Genomic DNA, 16,712 nt, shown 5'->3' on the forward strand with positions numbered 1-16,712 from the left:
TCTAGGGGGTGTCCCCGGGGTAGACGCCGAGCACCTGAGGTTGGTTGCCGTACGTATGTACGCAGGGTGATTTTCCCTGGGTATGCCGGAGGCGATTTTCCCCCGCTCCGCCGGTCACCCGCCCGGCCCGGGTCCGCACCGGCGCCGGCTCGGCGGCGACACGGAGCGGATCAAGATCAATTGTCGACGGGTGCCGGGCGTGTTGTGCGCGACAGGTGCGAGGATGCACCCGTACGGAACGGCACGGGACGGGAGCCCCGCCTTCCGGCAGACCTGACCGGACGACGCGTCCGTGCCGGGTGGGGGCGGGTCGGGCAGCCATGCCCGCGGTCCCCGCCGGGCGCCCGCACCGCGCACCGCGCAGAAGGGACCGCTGACGGCGATGCAGATCCGGCTGACCGTCCTCGGGTCGCGCAGCGGCCATCAGACCGCGACCGCCCCCGCCCGTTGTGACGTGCTCGTCACCGCGCCCGCCGGCACCGCGCTGGCCGCGGTGGCCTCCGGGCTCGCGGCGACCGTCGGCGGCCCCGACACGGGCGGCACGGTCGTGCTGTACGCGGGCGCCGAGCGGCTGGACCTCCAGCGGCGGGTGCTCGGCGAGCCGCCGCTGGTGGACGGTGCGGTACTGGCGCTGAACGCGCCGGTGCCCGACGGCCTGCCGGAGGAGAGCCTCGGCGCGCCGCAGCTGCACGTGGTGGCCGGGCCCGACGCGGGCGGGGTGCACCTGCTGCACAGCGGCCGGATCGCCGTGGGGCGCTCCGCCGACGCGGACGTCCCGCTGGACGATCCCGACGTGTCGCGGCTGCACTGCACGGTCACGGTGATGCCGGACGGCCGGGTGGCGGTCGCCGACCTCGGCTCGACGAACGGCACCACCCTGGACGGCGCCCCGGTGGGTCCGCAGCCGGTGGCCCTGCCGCCGGGCGCGCTGCTGCGGGTCGGCGAGTCCACGCTCCGCCTGGCCCCGGCGACGACCGCGGCCCCGCCCCGTCCGGTGACCCCGGACCTGGAGGGCCACCTCGCGCTCACCGCCGCTCCCGGCCGTGCCGCCGCCCCGGACTCCGCCGGTACGGGTGAACCCCTGACCGGGATGCCGTCCCCCCGCCCCGCCGAGGGTCCGTCCGCGTCCCCCGCCGAGGGCGGCCGTGGCGCGTCCCGTCCCGGAGGAACCGGGGAGCCGTACGGGACCGGCACGCCGGGATCCGCCCCGGGCGGGCCCGACGGACGCGGCCGGGACGGCGGACCGTACGCGGCCCACGCGGCGCCCCCCGCCCCGGGCGGACCGGCCGGAGGCGGCGGACCCCTCGCCGCGGGCGGACCGGACGGCGGGCCCCTCGCCGCGGGCGGACCGGCCGAGGACGGCGGGCGTTCGGCGGGCCGCCGCAAGGGCATAGGGGCCTGGGCCCGCAAGTGGGTGCGCGGGGAAGAGGACGCGCAGACCCCGGCCGAGCCCGCACCGCCCGCCGCCCCGGCCGCGCCCGACGCCGACGACCCGGCCGCGCTGCTGCTGGCCGCGCTGGGGCCCACCGAGCGGCTGTGGTCCCGTACCCCCGGACACCCCGCGGCCCTGGAGGTCGGACTGGGCGCCGGCAGCCGCGTGGCGCTGCGCGCCGTCGGGGCACTCGGCGTCGCGGGCCCCCGCGCCCGGCTGGCCGGAGTCGCCCGCAACCTGGTCGCCCAGCTCGCGGGACTGCACGCACCCGCCCAGCTGGAGATCGTGCTGATCGCCGCCGACCGCGCCCGCGGCCTCGCCGACCGCCGCCGCGACTGGGGCTGGCTCGGCTGGCTGCCCCACGTGCGCCCCGCGCACGGCCAGGACTGCCGGCTGCTGCTGGCCTACGACCGCGACCAGGCCGCCGCGCGCACCGGCGAGCTCACCCGGCGCCTCGACGACACCCCGCTCGGCACGCACTGGGCTGCCGCCGATCCCGAGCAGGTGCGCCGGGCCGCGGCCGGGTACGAGGGCCCGTACACGCTCCTCGTGCTCGACGGCGACCCCGGCGCGGGCCCCCTGCGCGACATCACCGGCCGCTTGGCCTCGCACGGCCCGGCCGCCGGGATCCACGTACTCGTCCTCGCCGAGGCCCCGGCCGCCACGCCCGCCTCCCCCGTCGCCGAGACGTACGAGAGCGCCTGCGCGAGCGCGCCGGCCTTCCGGGACTGCGGGGCCGTCGCCCTCCTCAGCGGGGACGTGGCCACCGCCGTACGGACCTTCGCGATCAGCGCCGGCCGGCCGGTGCCGTCCGGGGGCACCGCCACCGCGGACGCCGTCTCCGCCGCCTGGGCCGAGCGCTTCGCGCGGGCCCTGGCGCCGCTGCGCGCCGACGGCGGCGGCTCCGCCGAGCCGTACCGCCCGGCCGCCGCCGCATTGCCCGCCACCGCCCGGCTGCTGGACGAGCTGGGGCTGGCGCGGGCCACTCCGGCCTCCCTGATGGCCCGGTGGGCCGCCGCCACCGACCAGGGCCGGGACTCGGGCGGCCTCGCCGAGATCGTGCTGGGCAGCGGCCGGCGCGGACCCGTCGGCGCCGAACTGGTCCACGACGGCCCGCACCTGATCGTCGAGGGGCCCGCCGGAAGCGGCCGGACCGAGCTGCTGCGGTCCGTGGCGGCCTCGCTGTCCGCGGCCGCCCGGCCGGACCGGCTCGGGCTGGTCCTGCTCGACGGGGCCGGCGGCGAGCGCGGCGACGGGCTGCGGCCCTGTACCGAGCTCCCGCACGTCTCGGCGCACCTCGTGGCCTCCGACCCGCTGCGCATGCGCGAGTTCGCCCAGTCGCTCGGCGCGGAACTCAAGCGCCGCGCCGAGCTGTTGGACGGGACGTCCTTCGCCGACTGGCACGCCCGCCGCGAGGTCCGCGACCGGATGGTCGCGCCCCGCCGGCCCACCCCCGGCGAGCTGCTCGGCGACGTGGAGTCCCCGCGTTCGGGCACGCTCCGACTGCGCGCCTCGGCCCTGCGCGCCGATCAGGCCGGGCCGAGTCCGCTGCCGCGCCTGGTGGTGCTGGTCGACGACCTGGACGCACTGGTCGCCCCCGGGCTCGGCAGTACCGGCCGCCCCGCGGCCGGTTCGGTGGTGCGGGCCCTGGAGGCGGTGGCCCGCGACGGCGCCCGGCTGGGCGTGCACCTGGTGGCCACCACCGCCCGCCCCGACCGCACGGCGCAGACGGGGCCGGCCCGGCTGGCGACCCTGCGCGTGGAGTTGGACGCCCCCGACCAGCCGGGACCGGGCCGGGGCCTGCTCCGGTACGCGGACGGGCGGACCGTGCCGTTCCAGGGCGGCCGGGTCACCGGCCGGATCCCCCGGACGGCCACGCTGCGGCCGACGGTGGTCCCGGTGGAGTGGGAGCGGATGGGCGATCCGCCGACCCGCCGGCCCGTGCGCGAGCTGGGCAACGGGCCGACCGACCTGGCACTGCTCGCCAGCGCGCTGGAGCGGGCCTCGCGCTTGGTCTCGGCGACACCCGTACTGTTCCCGCCGGCCCCCTGAGCAGCCCCGAACGGCCGACCCCGCGGCTTGAGGCGGTATTGCGGGGGCGCGCGGGTCGGCGTAGACCTGTGGTCCAGGGCACACACCGGACGACACCGGGCACCACGCACCGGGCATCGGGGGCAGAGGCATGCGCGAGCACGGAACGAGCCGTACGACACTCACCTGGACGGCGCTGGCGGCGGCGGGCGCACTCGCGCTCACCGCGTGCGGCGGCGGCGCGTCGGAGCCGGACCCGCCCGGCGGCGGCTCCCAGGCGGCGCCCCGGGTGCAGTTACCGAAGCTGACCGGGGAGAAGCTGGAGGTCGCGGCCGTCTGGACGGGCCCGGAGCAGGAGAACTTCACCAAGGTCCTCAAGGAGTTCGAGAAGCGGACCGGGGCCACCGTCGCCTTCGTCCCGGCCCAGGACCCGATCGTCACCTTCCTCGGTACGAAGATCGCCGGCGGGCAGCCGCCGGACGTGGCCCTGCTCCCGCAGGTCGGGGCGCTGGTCTCGGCGGTGCGCAACAAGTGGGTGCAGCCGGTGGGCCCGGAGGCCATGGCCCAGCTCGACGCGAACTACTCGGCGGGCTGGAAGTCCCTCGGCGCCGTCGAGGGCACCCAGTACGGCGTCTACTACAAGGCCGCCAACAAGTCGCTGATCTGGTACAACGCGAAGGCCTTCGAGGCGGCGGGCGTCAAACCCCCGACGACCTGGAAGGAGCTGCTGACCGCGGCCGACACCCTCTCCGCCTCCGGCACCCCCGCGGTCTCGGTGGCCGGCGCGGACGGCTGGACCCTGACGGACTGGTTCGAGAACGTCTACCTGTCCCAGGCGGGCCCGCAGAAGTACGACCAACTGGCCCGGCACGAGATCAAGTGGACGGACGACAGCGTCAAGCAGGCGCTGACCACCCTGGGCGAGCTCTTCGGGCGGGGCGACTTCCTGGCCGGCGGGGCGAGCGGGGCCCTGTCCACGGAGTTCCCCAAGTCGGTGACGCAGACGTTCACCGGCGGGGACCGGCCGGCGGCCGCGATGGTCTTCGAAGGGGACTTCGTCGCGGTGAACATCGCGCAGACCGAGGCGAAGGTGGGCGAGGACGCGCTGGTCTTCCCCTTCCCGGCGGTCGGCGCCAAGGCGCCGGTGGTCTCGGGCGGTGACGTGGCGGTCGCGTTGAAGCCCTCGAAGGGCGCCCAGGCTCTGCTGACCTTCCTCGCCTCGCCGGACGCGGCGGAGATCCACGCCCGCGCGGGCGGCTTCCTCTCGCCCAACAAGGCGGTCAGCCCGTCCGCCTATCCGAACGACATCCAGCGGGACATCGCGAAGGCGCTGATCGCGGCGGGCGACGACGTCCGCTTCGACATGTCGGACCAGGCCCCGGCCGCCTTCGGCGGGACCCCGGGCGCGGGCGAGTGGAAGGCGCTCCAGGACTTCCTGGCGAACCCGTCGGACGTGGCGGGCGCCCAGGCGAAACTGGAGGCGGACGCGGCCCGGGCCTACGGGAACTGATCCCGTGCCGGCCCCCGCACCGGACTCCGTCCCCGCACCCGCCCCCGCGCCGGGGCGGGCGGCGGGCACCGCGTCCCGTCCCGCTCCGGCCCCGGCGACCCGCTCCCCGGAGGCCCGGCGCCGCCGCCTGGTCGCGGCGGCGTTCCTCCTCCCGGCCCTCGTCCTGCTCGGCGCGCTCGTCGTGCAGCCGATCGGCTACTCCCTCTACCGCAGCCTCTTCGACCGCTCCGGCGACGCCTTCGTCGGCGCCGCCAACTACCGGCAGATCCTCTCGGACGACACGATCCGCACCGCCCTGCGCAACACGGCGCTGTGGGTGGTGCTGGCCCCGGCGGCGGCCACCGTGCTCGGCCTGATCTTCGCGGTGCTCACCGAACGGGTGCGCTGGGGGACGGCGTTCAAGCTTCTCGTCTTCATGCCGATGGCCATCTCGATGCTGGCGGCCGGCATCATCTTCCGGCTCGTCTACGACCACGACCCCGACCGGGGCGTGGCCAACGCGGTCTGGGTCGGGGTGCACGACACCTTCGCCCAGTCCTCGGCCTTCCCCAAGGCGCGCCCCGGCCGCGACTCCCCGCTGGAGCCGTCCGGCGGCGGCGGGTTCGTCACCCGCGACCCCGTCCGCGCGGGCACCCCGGCCCTGCTGCCGCTGGTCGGGGTGGCCCCGGAGTCGCTGCCCTCGGGGACCCGGACCGCGGCGGCGCCGGGGCCCGAACCGGGCAAGGTCACCGGGACGGCCTGGCAGGACTTCACCCGGGGCGGGGGCGGCCGTACGAACACGGTCGACGCCACCGAGCAGGGCTTCGCCGGGATGCGGATCGAGGCGGTCAAGGACGGGCGGGTGGTGGACGCGGCGACCGCGCGCCCCGACGGCACCTTCACGCTGTCCGCGAAGGCCGACGGGGCCCGGCTGCGGCTGCCCGCGTCGAACTTCCGGGAGGCGTACGGGGGCGTCCAGTGGCTGGGCCCGGCGCTGGTGACCCCGGCGGTCATCGGGTCGTACGTATGGATGTGGGCCGGTTTCGCGATGGTGCTGATCGGGGCGGGGCTGGCCTCCGTGCCGCGCGAGCTGCTGGAGGCGGCGCGGGTGGACGGGGCGAGCGAGTGGCAGGTGTTCCGGCGGGTGACGGTGCCGCTGCTGGCGCCCGTCCTGGTGGTCGTCCTGGTCACCCTCGTCATCAACGTCATGAAGGTCTTCGACCTGGTCTTCGTGATCGCGCCGGGGGCGGTGCAGGACGACGCGAACGTCCTCGCGCTCCAGCTGTACCGGACTTCTTTCGGCACGGACGCCGATCCGGGTCTGGGCAGCGCCATCGCGGTGCTGCTGCTGGTGCTGGTGGTCCCGGTGATGCTGGTGAACATCCGCCGGCTGCGGAAGGAGCGGTCCCGATGAGCGGTTCCCCGAAACCCGCCACGAGTGCCGGCGGGAGTGACGCAGGGACGGCTGCCGGAAAGGCCCCCGGCAGGCCCGCCGGAGAGATCGCCGGGACGGGCTCGGGGACAGGCGCCGGGAAGATCGCCGGGACGGTCGCCGGGAAGCCGGCCGCACGGCGCTCGTTCGCCGAGCGCGCCGCCGGACGCCTCGCGGGCGGGGTCCTGCGCGTCTTCCTGGCCGGAGCGGCGCTCTTCTGGCTGCTGCCGACCCTGGGCCTGCTCATCTCCTCCTTCCTCTCCCCCACCGACCTCAACCGGGGCGGCTGGTGGCAGGTGTTCACCGCGCCCGCCCGCCTGACGGCGGAGAACTACGAGCGGCTGCTGGCCGACGACGCGATCACCGGCTCCCTGCTGAACACGGTCGCGATCGCGGTCCCGGCGACCCTGCTCGTCCTCGTCCTCGGCTCGTTGGCCGGATACGCCTTCGCCTGGCTGGAGTTCCCCGGCCGCGATGTCCTCTTCCTGGTGGTCGTCGGCCTGCTCGTGGTCCCCGTACAGGTGGCGCTGATCCCCGTCTCCGAACTCTTCGGCGCGGTCGGACTGTTCGAGACCACCGCCGGGGTGGTGCTGTTCCACACCGCCTTCGGGCTGCCCTTCGCCGTGTTCCTGCTGCGCAACTTCTTCGCGGAGATCCCGCGCGAGCTGCTGGAGGCGGCCCGCCTAGACGGGGCCGGCGAGCTGCGCCTGTTCGCGCGGGTGGTGCTGCCGCTGGGCGGTCCGGCGATCGCCTCGCTCGGCATCTTCCAGTTCCTGTGGGTGTGGAACGACATGCTGGTCGCCCTGGTCTTCGCGGACTCGACGAACCCTCCGATCACGGTCGCCCTCCAGCAGCAGGTACGGCAGTTCGGGAACAACGTCGACGTCCTGGCGCCCGGCGCGTTCCTGTCGATGGTGGTGCCGCTCGTCGTCTTCTTCGCCTTCCAGCGGCAGTTCGTCTCGGGGGTGACGGCCGGCGCGATCAAGTGACCTGATCCCCCTGGAGGACCGCCGCCCCTGCCCCCGATCAAGCCCCGCCGGCGTGTGAGGCACGGGGTCCGGGGCGGAGCCCCGGGGTGGCCGGGCCGCAGGCTCAGACCGTCCGCAGCCCCGCCACGACCGACCGCGCCAACGCGTCCAGGTATCCCTCCGGGACGGCATCCCGCACGACGATCTGCCGCCAGTACAGCGGCCCGATCGCCAGATCCAGCGCCCGCTCGGGCGACACCCCCTCCGCCAACTCCCCCCGCGCGACGGCCTCGCCGACGATGCCCTCCGCCAACCGCCGCTGCCCGTCCAGCAGCGCCCCTCGCACCGCGTCCGCGATCTCCGGGTTCCGCGCGGCCTCGACCAGCAGGTCGGGGATCACCGCCGACGCCACCGGGTGCCGCAGCACGTGCGAGATGACCTCCAGCAGGGCCCGTACGTCCCCGTACAGCGACCCCGTCGCCGGCACCGGCAGGCCGTCCACCGCGAAGGCCCCCACCAGGTCCAGCACCAGGTGCAGCTTCGACTTCCAGCGCCGGTACACGGCCGTCTTGCCGACCCCGGCCCGGCGCGCGACGCCCTCGATGGACATCCGGGAGAACCCGACGGCGGCCAGTTCCGCCAGCACCGCGGCGCGGATCGCCTCGGTCACGTCCTCGCGCAGCACGGCGGCCCCGGCCGGGGCCCGTCGAGCGGCGGCGGGCGCGGAGGCAGCGGCGGCGGCGGGTGAGGCGGCAGGGTCCTTGGTCATGCACAGAGCATAGCCGCGCCCGTGACGACGATACGGTTGCGTTCCGACGCTCGGAGCTCTAGCCTCCCCGTAGCGACGATACGGACCCGTCCCATCGCCCGCGACGCCCCGACCCCGGCGAAAGCGACCCTTGTGACCCCCGCGACCGCACCCTCTCCCGCACCTATCGACCCGCACCCGGCGACCTCCGCCCGCCTCGCGGAGCTCGCGGCCTCCCACGGCCTGACCCCGAGCGGCGCCCGCCCCACCCTCCCCCGCTACCTCGCGCGGTTGTGGGACCGCCGCCACTTCGTCACCGCGTACGCGACCGCCCGGATGCAGGCGCAGTACAGCACCGCGCGGCTCGGTCAGGTCTGGCACCTGGCGACCCCGCTGCTGAACGCGGCCGTCTACTACTTCGTCTTCGGCGTCGTCATGCGCGCCGGCCACCACGTACCGGACTACGTCCCGTTCCTGATCACCGGCGTGTTCGTCTGGGACTTCATCGGCAGCGCCGTCAACGCCGGCACCCGCTCCGTCCACAGCAACCGCGGCCTGGTCCGCGCCCTGCACTTCCCGCGCGCGAGCCTGCCGCTCTCCACGGTGGTGCAGCTCTTCCAGCAGCTGCTCATCACCCTGGGCGCCCTGGTCGTCCTGCTGATCGCCCTCGGCCAGACCCCCGGCCCGGCCTGGCTGCTGGCCGTGCCGACCCTGCTCCTGATGGCCGTCTTCGCCGCCGGCTGCGCCCTGGTCATGGCCCGCATAGGCAGCAGGACTCCGGACGTCAGCCAGCTGATGCCGTTCGTCCTGCGCACCTGGATGTACTCCTCGGGCGTCATGTGGTCCATCGACGCCGTGCTCACGACGGACCACCTGCCGCACTGGGTCTCCTTGGCCCTCAAGCTCAACCCGGCGGCCGTCTACATCGATCTGATGCGCTTCTCCCTGATCGACAGCTTCACCGCCGGCTCGCTGCCGCACCACGTCTGGTGGGTCGCGCTGGGCTGGGCGCTGCTCGCCGGTGTCGGCGGGTTCATCTACTTCTGGAAGGCCGAGGAGGAGTACGGACGTGGCTGACATCGGTACCAGGACCCCCACCGTGATCGCGGACGGCGTCCACGTCGTCCACACGGTGCGGGGCGGCGGCCGCACGGGCGGCGCCACCGCCGCCCTCGGCCGGTTCTTCTCCCGCCGGCCGACCCCCGACGTCCGCGAGGTGCACGCGGTCAAGGGCGTCACCTTCACCGCGTTCAAGGGCGAGGCCATCGGCCTGATCGGCTCCAACGGCTCCGGCAAGTCCACCCTGCTGGCCGCCATCGCAGGCCTCCAGCCGCTGGCCCGGGGCAGGATCTACTCGCACGGCCGGCCCTCCCTGCTGGGTGTCAACGCCGCCCTGATGAACGACCTGACCGGTGAGCGCAACGTCGTGCTCGGCGGCCTCGCGATGGGCATGCCCAAGCAGCGGATCCGCGAGCGCTACCAGGACATCGTCGACTTCTCCGGCATCAACGAGAACGGCGACTTCATCTCCCTGCCCATGCGTACGTACTCCTCCGGCATGGGTGCCCGGCTGCGCTTCTCCATCGCCGCCGCCGAGGACCACGACGTCCTGATGATCGACGAGGCCCTGGCCACCGGCGACGCCGCCTTCCAGCGCCGCAGCCAGGCCCGGATCGAGGAACTGCGCGAACGGGCCGGCACCGTCTTCCTCGTCAGCCACGGCATCAACACGGTCCGCGAGACCTGCGACCGCGCGATCTGGCTGGAGGCGGGCGTGCTGCGCATGGACGGCCCGTCCGCGGAGGTCTGCGCCGCGTACGAGGCCTTCGCCCGGGTACCCCGGGACGGGTGAAGGCCCCGGCCCCCGGAACGCGTTCCGGGGGCCGGGGCCTTCGTCGCCGCAGGGGCTAGCTGTGCGCGCGCAGCAGGCTGCGCATGGTCCGCATCGCCACCGACAGGTTCGCCAGGTCGAAGTCGTCCGAGCCCTGGATCTCGTCCAGGGTCGTCCGGGCCCGGCTGATGATCGCCGCGTTCTTCTCCTCCCAGAGCTTGAAGCGCTCCTCGGGAGTGGCGTCGCCGTTGCCCACCGACAGCACGTCGGCGGTGAGCGCCGCGTGCGCCGCGAACAGGTCCTCGCGGATGGAGGCGCGGGCCATGGACTGCCAGCGGTCGGACCGCGGGAGCTCGATGATCCGGTCCATCAGCTGGGTGATGTCCAGGCGGTCGGCGAGGTCGTAGTACACCTCGGCGACGTCCAGCGGGGCGACTCCGGTGCGGTCCGCGATCGCGACGACGTCCAGCGTCGGGAAGGCGGAGGAGAAGCCGGCCACCTTGGCCGCCAGTTCCTCCGGCACGCCCTCGCCGATCAGCTCGTCCATGATCGACCGGTACCACTCCAGGTCCGCGCCGCGCACCAGCTTCGGCACCTCGGCCCAGACCTGACCCACCCGCTGCGCGAAGAACTCGATGGTCTCGGTGATCTGGAGGGGCTGCGGCCGGTTGTTCAGCAGCCAGCGGGTGCCGCGCTCGACCAGGCGCCGCGAGTGCAGCCGCACCCGGGTCTGGACATCGGCGGCGGCCTCGTTGTCGAGCGCCTCGACCGCGTCCCACACCTCGCCGAGACCGAAGATCTCGCGGGCCGCGAGCTGCGCCCGCACGATCTCCTCCGTGGAGGCCCCGGTCTCCTCGCGCAGCCGGTGCAGGAAGGTCGAACCACCGGTGTTGACGGTGTCGTTGACCAGGATCGTGGTGATGATCTCGCGGCGCAGCGCGTGCCCGTCGACCGCCTCGGGGAACTTCTCGCCCAGGACGGCCGGGAAGTAGGAGAAGAGCAGGCGGCGCAGGTACGGGTCGTCCGGCAGCCCGGTCGTGATGAGCTCGTCCGCCACCGTGATCTTGGTGTAGGCGAACAGGACGGCCAGCTCCGGCTGGGTGAGGCCCTTGCCGTTGCTCAGGAGTTCGCGGATCTGCCGGTCGGTGGGCAGGAACTCCAGCTGCCGGTTGAGCAGCCCCGCGTTCTCCAGGCGGCGCATGAAGCGCTGCTGGGCGTGGAGCAGGCTGGGGGCCTGCGCGGCGCCGTTGGCCAGGGCGATGTTCTGCGCGTAGTTGTTGCGCAGCACCAGGCTGCCGACCTCGTCGGTCATCTGGGCGAGCAGCTTGTTGCGCTGCTTGACGGTCATGTCGCCCTCGGTGACGAGCGCGTTGAGCAGGATCTTGATGTTCACCTCGTGGTCGGAGGTGTCCACGCCGGCGCTGTTGTCGATGGCGTCGGTGTTGATCCTGCCGCCCTCGCCGCCGGCACCGGAGCGGGCGAACTCGATCCGGCCCAGCTGGGTCAGGCCCAGGTTGCCGCCCTCGCCGATGACCTTGGCCCGCACGTCGGAGCCGTTGACGCGGATGGCGTCGTTGGCCTTGTCGCCGACGTCCGCGTGCGTCTCGGCCGTCGCCTTGACGTACGTACCGATGCCGCCGTTCCACAGCAGGTCCACCGGCGCCCGCAGGATCGACTGCATCAGCTCGGCGGGGGTCATCTTGGTGACGCCCGCCTCGATGCCGAGGGCCGCGCGCATCTGCGCGGTGACCGGGACGGCCTTGGCGGTGCGCGGGTGGACGCCGCCGCCCGCCGAGATCAGCGAGGTGTCGTAGTCGGCCCACGAGGAGCGCGGCAGCTCGAACAGGCGCCGGCGCTCGGCGTAGGAGGTGGCCGCGTCCGGGTCCGGGTCGATGAAGATGTGCCGGTGGTCGAATGCGGCCACCAGGCGGATGTGCTCGGACAGCAGCATGCCGTTGCCGAAGACGTCGCCGGACATGTCGCCCACGCCGACGACGGTGAAGTCCTGGCTCTGGGTGTCGTGGCCGAGCTCGCGGAAGTGCCGCTTGACGGACTCCCACGCGCCGCGGGCGGTGATGCCCATGCCCTTGTGGTCGTAGCCGGCCGAGCCGCCGGAGGCGAAGGCGTCGCCCAGCCAGAAGCCGTAGGCCTCCGCCACCCCGTTGGCGATGTCGGAGAAGGTCGCGGTGCCCTTGTCGGCGGCGACGACGAGGTAGGTGTCGTCCTCGTCGTGGCGGACCACGCCGCGCGGCGGCACGACCTCGCCGCCGACCAGGTTGTCGGTGATGTCGAGCAGCGCCGAGATGAAGATCTTGTACGAGGCGATGCCCTCGGCGAGCCAGGCGTCGCGGTCCACCGACGGGTCGGGGAGGTTCTTGGCGACGAAGCCGCCCTTGGCGCCGACCGGCACGATGACGGTGTTCTTGACCATCTGCGCCTTGACCAGGCCGAGGATCTCCGTACGGAAGTCCTCGCGCCGGTCGGACCAGCGCAGACCGCCTCGGGCGACCTTGCCGAAGCGCAGGTGGACGCCCTCGACGCGCGGCGAGTACACCCAGATCTCGAAGGCCGGGCGCGGCGCCGGCAGGTCCGGGATGGCCTGCGGGTCGAACTTCATCGACACGTAGGCGTGCTGCTCCCCGGCCGAGTTCAGCTGGAAGAAGTTGGTGCGCAGCGTCGCCTTGATGAGAGTGAGGAAGGCCCGCAGGATGCGGTCCTCGTCGAGCGAGGCGACCTGGTCCAGGGCACCGTCCAGCTCCTCCAGCATGGCGTCGACGAGCTCGCTGCCGGCGGTCTGCCGGGCGGGCGACATCCGGGCCTCGAAGAGCGAGATCAGCAGCCGGGTGGTGTGGACGTTGTTGCGGAGGGTGTCCTCCATGTAGTCCTGGCTGAAGGTGGAGCCGGCCTGTCGCAGGTACTTGGCGTACGCGCGCAGGACGACGGCCTGCCGCCAGGTCAGCCCGGCGCCGAGCACCAGGGTGTTGAAGTTGTCGTTCTCCGCGTCGCCCCGCCAGACCGCGGCGAAGGCGTCCTGGAAGCGCTCGCGGGCGTCGTCGCCGAGGTAATGGGACGCCGCCGAGGCGTCGCCGCTGCCGGAGGGGACGGGCATCCGCAGGCCGAAGTCGTAGATCCAGGCGCTGACCCGGTCCGCGCGGCGCAGCTCGTACGGGCGCTCGTCGGTGACCTCGACGCCCAGGCGCTGCAGGACGGGCAGCACCGCGGAGAGCGAGACCTGCTCACCGGTGCGGTAGATCTTGAACCGGCGTTCGCCGGGGCCCGCGCCGACCGGCTCGTACAGCGACAGCGCGAACTCGCGGTCGCTGGCGGAGAGCCGCTCCAGGTGGCAGAGGTCGGCCACGGCCGCGCGCGGCGAGTGGTCGGCCTTGTAGCCCTCGGGGAAGGAGGTGCCGTAGCGGCGCAGCAGCTCGGCGGCGCGCTCCTCGCCGAGCTCGGCGACCAGGGCCTCTCCGAAGCCGTCGGCCCAGGAGCGGGCGGCCTCGACGAGGCGGCTCTCGATGCGCTCGACGTCCCCGTCGGTCAGGACGGGCAGTTCCTGGCCCTGCGGGACCCGGACGACGAAGTGGATGCGGGAGAGGATCGACTCGGTGTTCCAGGCGGTGAAGTCGACGCTGGTGCCGTCGAGCTCCTCCTTGAGGATGTCCATCAGGCGCAGCCGGACGCCGGTGGTGAACCGGTCGCGCGGCAGGTAGACGAGCGCCGAGTAGTAGCGGCCGTACTCGTCCTGGCGCAGGTACAGCCGCAGCCGGCGGCGTTCCTGGAGGTAGAGCACGGAGGTGACGATGGACTGGAGCTGGTCGACGGGCGTCTGGAACAGCTCGTCGCGCGGGTAGGTCTCCAGGATCTGCAGCAGGTCGCGGCCGTCGTGGCTGGACGGAGCGAAGCCGGCGCGCTCCAGGACCTCGGCGACCTTGCGGCGGACGACCGGGACGCGGCGCACGGACTCGGTGTACGCGGCGGAGGAGAACAGGCCGAGGAAGCGGCGCTCGCCGACGACGTTGCCGTCGGCGTCGAACTTCTTCACGCCCACGTAGTCGAGGTAGGAGGGGCGGTGCACGGTGGAACGGCTGTTGGCCTTCGTCAGCACCAGCAGGCGGTGCTCGCGGGCCTTGGCGCGGGCGTCGGCCGGCAGCCGGTTGAAGGACGGCGAGACCGGGTGGCCGTCGTCCTTGCCGCTGTGGTGCGGGTCGGAGCGCAGGATGCCGAGGCCGGTGCCGGGCACCGCGGCCAGCGCGTCCCCGTCGACCAGGTCGTACTCGCGGTAGCCGAGGAAGGTGAAGTGGTCGTCCGCGAGCCAGCGCAGCAGCTCTCGGGCCTCTTCGAGCTCGTACTCACGCAGATCGGGGGCGGACGGCTCGGTCGGCAGGTCCTCGGCGATGCGCAGCGCGGCGTCGCGCATCTTCTCCCAGTCCTCGACGGACTCGCGGACGTCGGACAGGACGCGCAGCAGATCGACGGTGATCTGCTTGAGGTCGGCGCGGTCGGTCTCGCGGTCGATCTCGACGTGGATCCAAGACTCCACCAGGGAGTCGTGGGGGCGCGCGGTACGGGGGCCGTGCGCGTCGCAGTCCGGGCCGAGGATCTCGATCAGCTTGCCGGTGACGTCGCGGCGCACGACGACCTGAGGGTGGATCACGACGTGGATGCCGCGGCCCTGCCGGGACAGCTCGTTGGTCACCGAGTCCACGAGGAACGGCATGTCGTCGGTGACGACCTCGACCACGGAGTGGCTGGAGGTCCAGCCGTTCTCCTCCACCGTGGGGGTGTGCACGCGGACGCTCGCGGTCCCCTGGGGGCGGTTCTCCGCGAGGCGGTAGTGCGAGAGCGCCCCGCCGAACACGTCGACCGGGTCCCGGTCGAGAAGGTCCTCGGGTGCGGTGTGCAGGTAGTAGCGCTGGAGGTACCCGAGCACGGCGTCCGGGTCAGGACGCTCTCCGCGCTCGGACCCAGTCGGAAGTAGCCCCCCGGCCGGGCTGTTCTCAGCTACGCGGGCCGCCCGTGCGAGCAGCTCGGCCTTTGCTTCGTCCAGCTTGGTCTGCATGTCCTCTGGCTCCTGTCGCGCGCCATTGCGTGACGTAGGTGAAGGAAGGAATGACATAGCACCGCGAGGCGGGGTGTCCGTTCGGGATCGACGCTATGTCGTCGAGAGAGCCGACCGGGAGGGAATCAGCCATGATCATCAGGTCCCGGTGGCGGGGATCAGCGAGGGCCCGGGCACGGTCGTGCGCCGGGCGCAGGCCGGGGGCTTCGGCGCCCCCGATGGCTATCGCGCTGATCACGGGTACAAGGCTATCCCGCCCGCCCCCCACTCCGTCACGGTCCGGATCTGTACAAAAGTGGGTGCACAAGTTTGACGATGTGCGCAGTGACGCGGCCCGCGCCTCGTGCCAGTACCTATTCGGCCAGCTCGCGAGCAGTGCGAACCGCGTCGGCCAGCGTGTCGACGACCGGCACTCCGGCCGATTCCAGACTGCTGCGGCTGTGCGAACCACCCGTGTAGAGGACGGCGCGCGCGCCCACATGTCCCGCGGCCAGGGCGTCGTCGACGGCGTCTCCGATCAGGACCGTACGGGCGGCCGTCACGCCCGTCTGCTCCAGGGCCGCCAAATGGCGTACGAGATGTCCTGCCTTGCTGGTGTGCGAAGGGCCGGTGCGCCCGTCGACACGCAAGAAGTGGCCGTCGATCCCGTGGGCCCGAACCAGCGGCACGAGCCTGTCGTGGGGCGCCAGGGACAGCAGAGACTGGGTGAGTCCGTCGCGCTCCCAGTCCCGCAGCAGCTCGCGGGCCCCTTCGGCGAGCCCGGCGTTCTCGGCGGCGGCCCAGTAGTGGCGGTGGAAGGCCTCGTCCATGACGGCCCACTCGGCGTCCGTGGGCACCCGGCCCATGAGGCGTTCGTAGAACTTGGGCACCGGTACGACGTACAGGTCACGGTACGTGGCCAGGGTGATCGGCGGCAGCCCCAGCTCGGCGAAGGAGCCGTTCGTTGCGGTGATGACCGCGTCGATGTCGTGCAGCAGCGTGCCGTTCCAGTCCCACACGATGTGCGGCGCGGACGAGGCGGCGGGTGCGGAGGGGGTGGCCACCCCGGTCGTGTCCGTCACGTGAGCAGTCCCGGAATCTCCTGCACCCCGAACCACAGCAGTTCGTGGTCCTCGGCGCCGTCGACGACGAACCGGGCGTCGTCGTCGCCGCCGTCGGCGGCCGGGAGCGCGCTCGCGGCCGCCGCGACGTCCGCGTCGGCGTCGTCCGCGTCCACGTGCACGGCGGCGGCCACGGTGAGCCGTACGGCGTCGGCCAGGGTCACCTGGCCGAGGGAGGCCTCCTCGACGCCGGGGGCCGCGGTGGCGGCCCCGTCGGCGACGTCCACGGCGACGACGACCCGGCGGCGGGGAGCCGTCGGATCGGCCGCGACCAGGCGCAGGGAGGCGGCCGCGGCACGGCCGAGAGCCGCGTACTCCAGCTCCTCGATGTCGTCCGACACGTACCACTCGCGGAGCCCGGGGGTGACCGCGTAGGCACGCAGCGGGGCGGGGCCCAGCTCACCCGCCGCGTGCGCCTCGGCGAGCCCGGGGAGGGTCAGGGGGACGTAGACGCGCATGGCCGGCCGCTTTCGGTAGTCGGAATCGCCCTCAGGATACGACTGCCGCCCGGCGGGATCACGGGGTACGGCGGAGTGACGGCCCGCGTCCCCCATCGGGCTGCCGGGGCGCGGCGGCACCCCGTCCACCCGCGTACCCCGTCACCGGGCGCCGCGGGCCGCCG

At 73.7% G+C, this 16,712-nt stretch carries 10 protein-coding genes; 6 read left to right on the plus strand and 4 right to left on the minus strand.

Annotated features, from left to right (window positions below):
* Positions 1–382: 382 nt before the first annotated feature.
* The 4 genes from ACWFQ8_RS10775 to ACWFQ8_RS10790 all read left to right on the plus strand — a co-directional run bounded on the left by ACWFQ8_RS10775 (position 383) and on the right by ACWFQ8_RS10790 (position 7,373).
* Positions 383–3,484 carry an FHA domain-containing protein gene (locus ACWFQ8_RS10775; RefSeq protein WP_453785829.1) on the plus strand — a complete coding sequence of 1,034 codons (3,102 nt, stop codon included), beginning with the start codon at positions 383–385 and terminating at the stop codon, positions 3,482–3,484.
* Positions 3,485–3,614: 130 nt separating this feature from the next.
* A complete protein-coding gene (locus tag ACWFQ8_RS10780) occupies positions 3,615–4,973 on the plus strand; it encodes an ABC transporter substrate-binding protein (RefSeq protein ID WP_453785830.1) in 1,359 nt (452 codons plus the stop codon).
* Positions 4,974–4,977: 4 nt separating this feature from the next.
* Positions 4,978–6,366, plus strand: a complete 1,389-nt coding sequence (locus tag ACWFQ8_RS10785; RefSeq protein ID WP_453785831.1) for a carbohydrate ABC transporter permease — start codon at positions 4,978–4,980, stop codon at positions 6,364–6,366.
* On the plus strand, positions 6,363–7,373 hold the full coding sequence (locus tag ACWFQ8_RS10790) for a carbohydrate ABC transporter permease (protein WP_453785832.1): 1,011 nt from the start codon (positions 6,363–6,365) through the stop codon (positions 7,371–7,373). The genes ACWFQ8_RS10785 and ACWFQ8_RS10790 overlap by 4 nt, the downstream gene beginning before the upstream one ends.
* Positions 7,374–7,476: 103 nt before the next feature.
* Here ACWFQ8_RS10790 and ACWFQ8_RS10795 read toward each other — a convergent pair whose 3' ends face one another.
* Positions 7,477–8,121, minus strand: a complete 645-nt coding sequence (locus ACWFQ8_RS10795) for a TetR/AcrR family transcriptional regulator (protein WP_453785833.1) — start codon at positions 8,119–8,121, stop codon at positions 7,477–7,479.
* 132 nt (positions 8,122–8,253) lie between these two features.
* On the opposite strand from ACWFQ8_RS10795, the gene ACWFQ8_RS10800 reads away from it, so the two are divergent.
* Both ACWFQ8_RS10800 and ACWFQ8_RS10805 read left to right on the plus strand, forming a co-directional pair.
* Positions 8,254–9,177, plus strand: a complete 924-nt coding sequence (locus ACWFQ8_RS10800; RefSeq protein WP_453785834.1) for an ABC transporter permease — start codon at positions 8,254–8,256, stop codon at positions 9,175–9,177.
* The gene (locus tag ACWFQ8_RS10805) at positions 9,170–9,952 is read left to right on the plus strand and encodes an ABC transporter ATP-binding protein (RefSeq protein ID WP_453785835.1); all 783 of its coding nucleotides are present in this window, start codon (positions 9,170–9,172) and stop codon (positions 9,950–9,952) included. The genes ACWFQ8_RS10800 and ACWFQ8_RS10805 overlap by 8 nt, the downstream gene beginning before the upstream one ends.
* Positions 9,953–10,007: 55 nt before the next feature.
* On the opposite strand, the gene ACWFQ8_RS10810 is transcribed toward ACWFQ8_RS10805, so the two are convergent.
* The 3 genes from ACWFQ8_RS10810 to ACWFQ8_RS10820 form a co-directional block, all read right to left on the minus strand.
* A complete protein-coding gene (locus ACWFQ8_RS10810; protein ID WP_453785836.1) occupies positions 10,008–14,990 on the minus strand; it encodes an NAD-glutamate dehydrogenase in 4,983 nt (1,660 codons plus the stop codon).
* 353 nt (positions 14,991–15,343) lie between these two features.
* Positions 15,344–16,051, minus strand: coding sequence for an HAD family hydrolase (locus ACWFQ8_RS10815; RefSeq protein WP_453785837.1), 708 nt, complete (start codon positions 16,049–16,051; stop codon positions 15,344–15,346).
* A complete protein-coding gene (locus tag ACWFQ8_RS10820) occupies positions 16,048–16,548 on the minus strand; it encodes a DUF6912 family protein (protein ID WP_453785838.1) in 501 nt (166 codons plus the stop codon). The genes ACWFQ8_RS10815 and ACWFQ8_RS10820 overlap by 4 nt, the downstream gene beginning before the upstream one ends.
* Positions 16,549–16,712 lie beyond the last annotated feature (164 nt).

Source organism: Streptomyces sp. NPDC055254 (assembly GCF_053606025.1).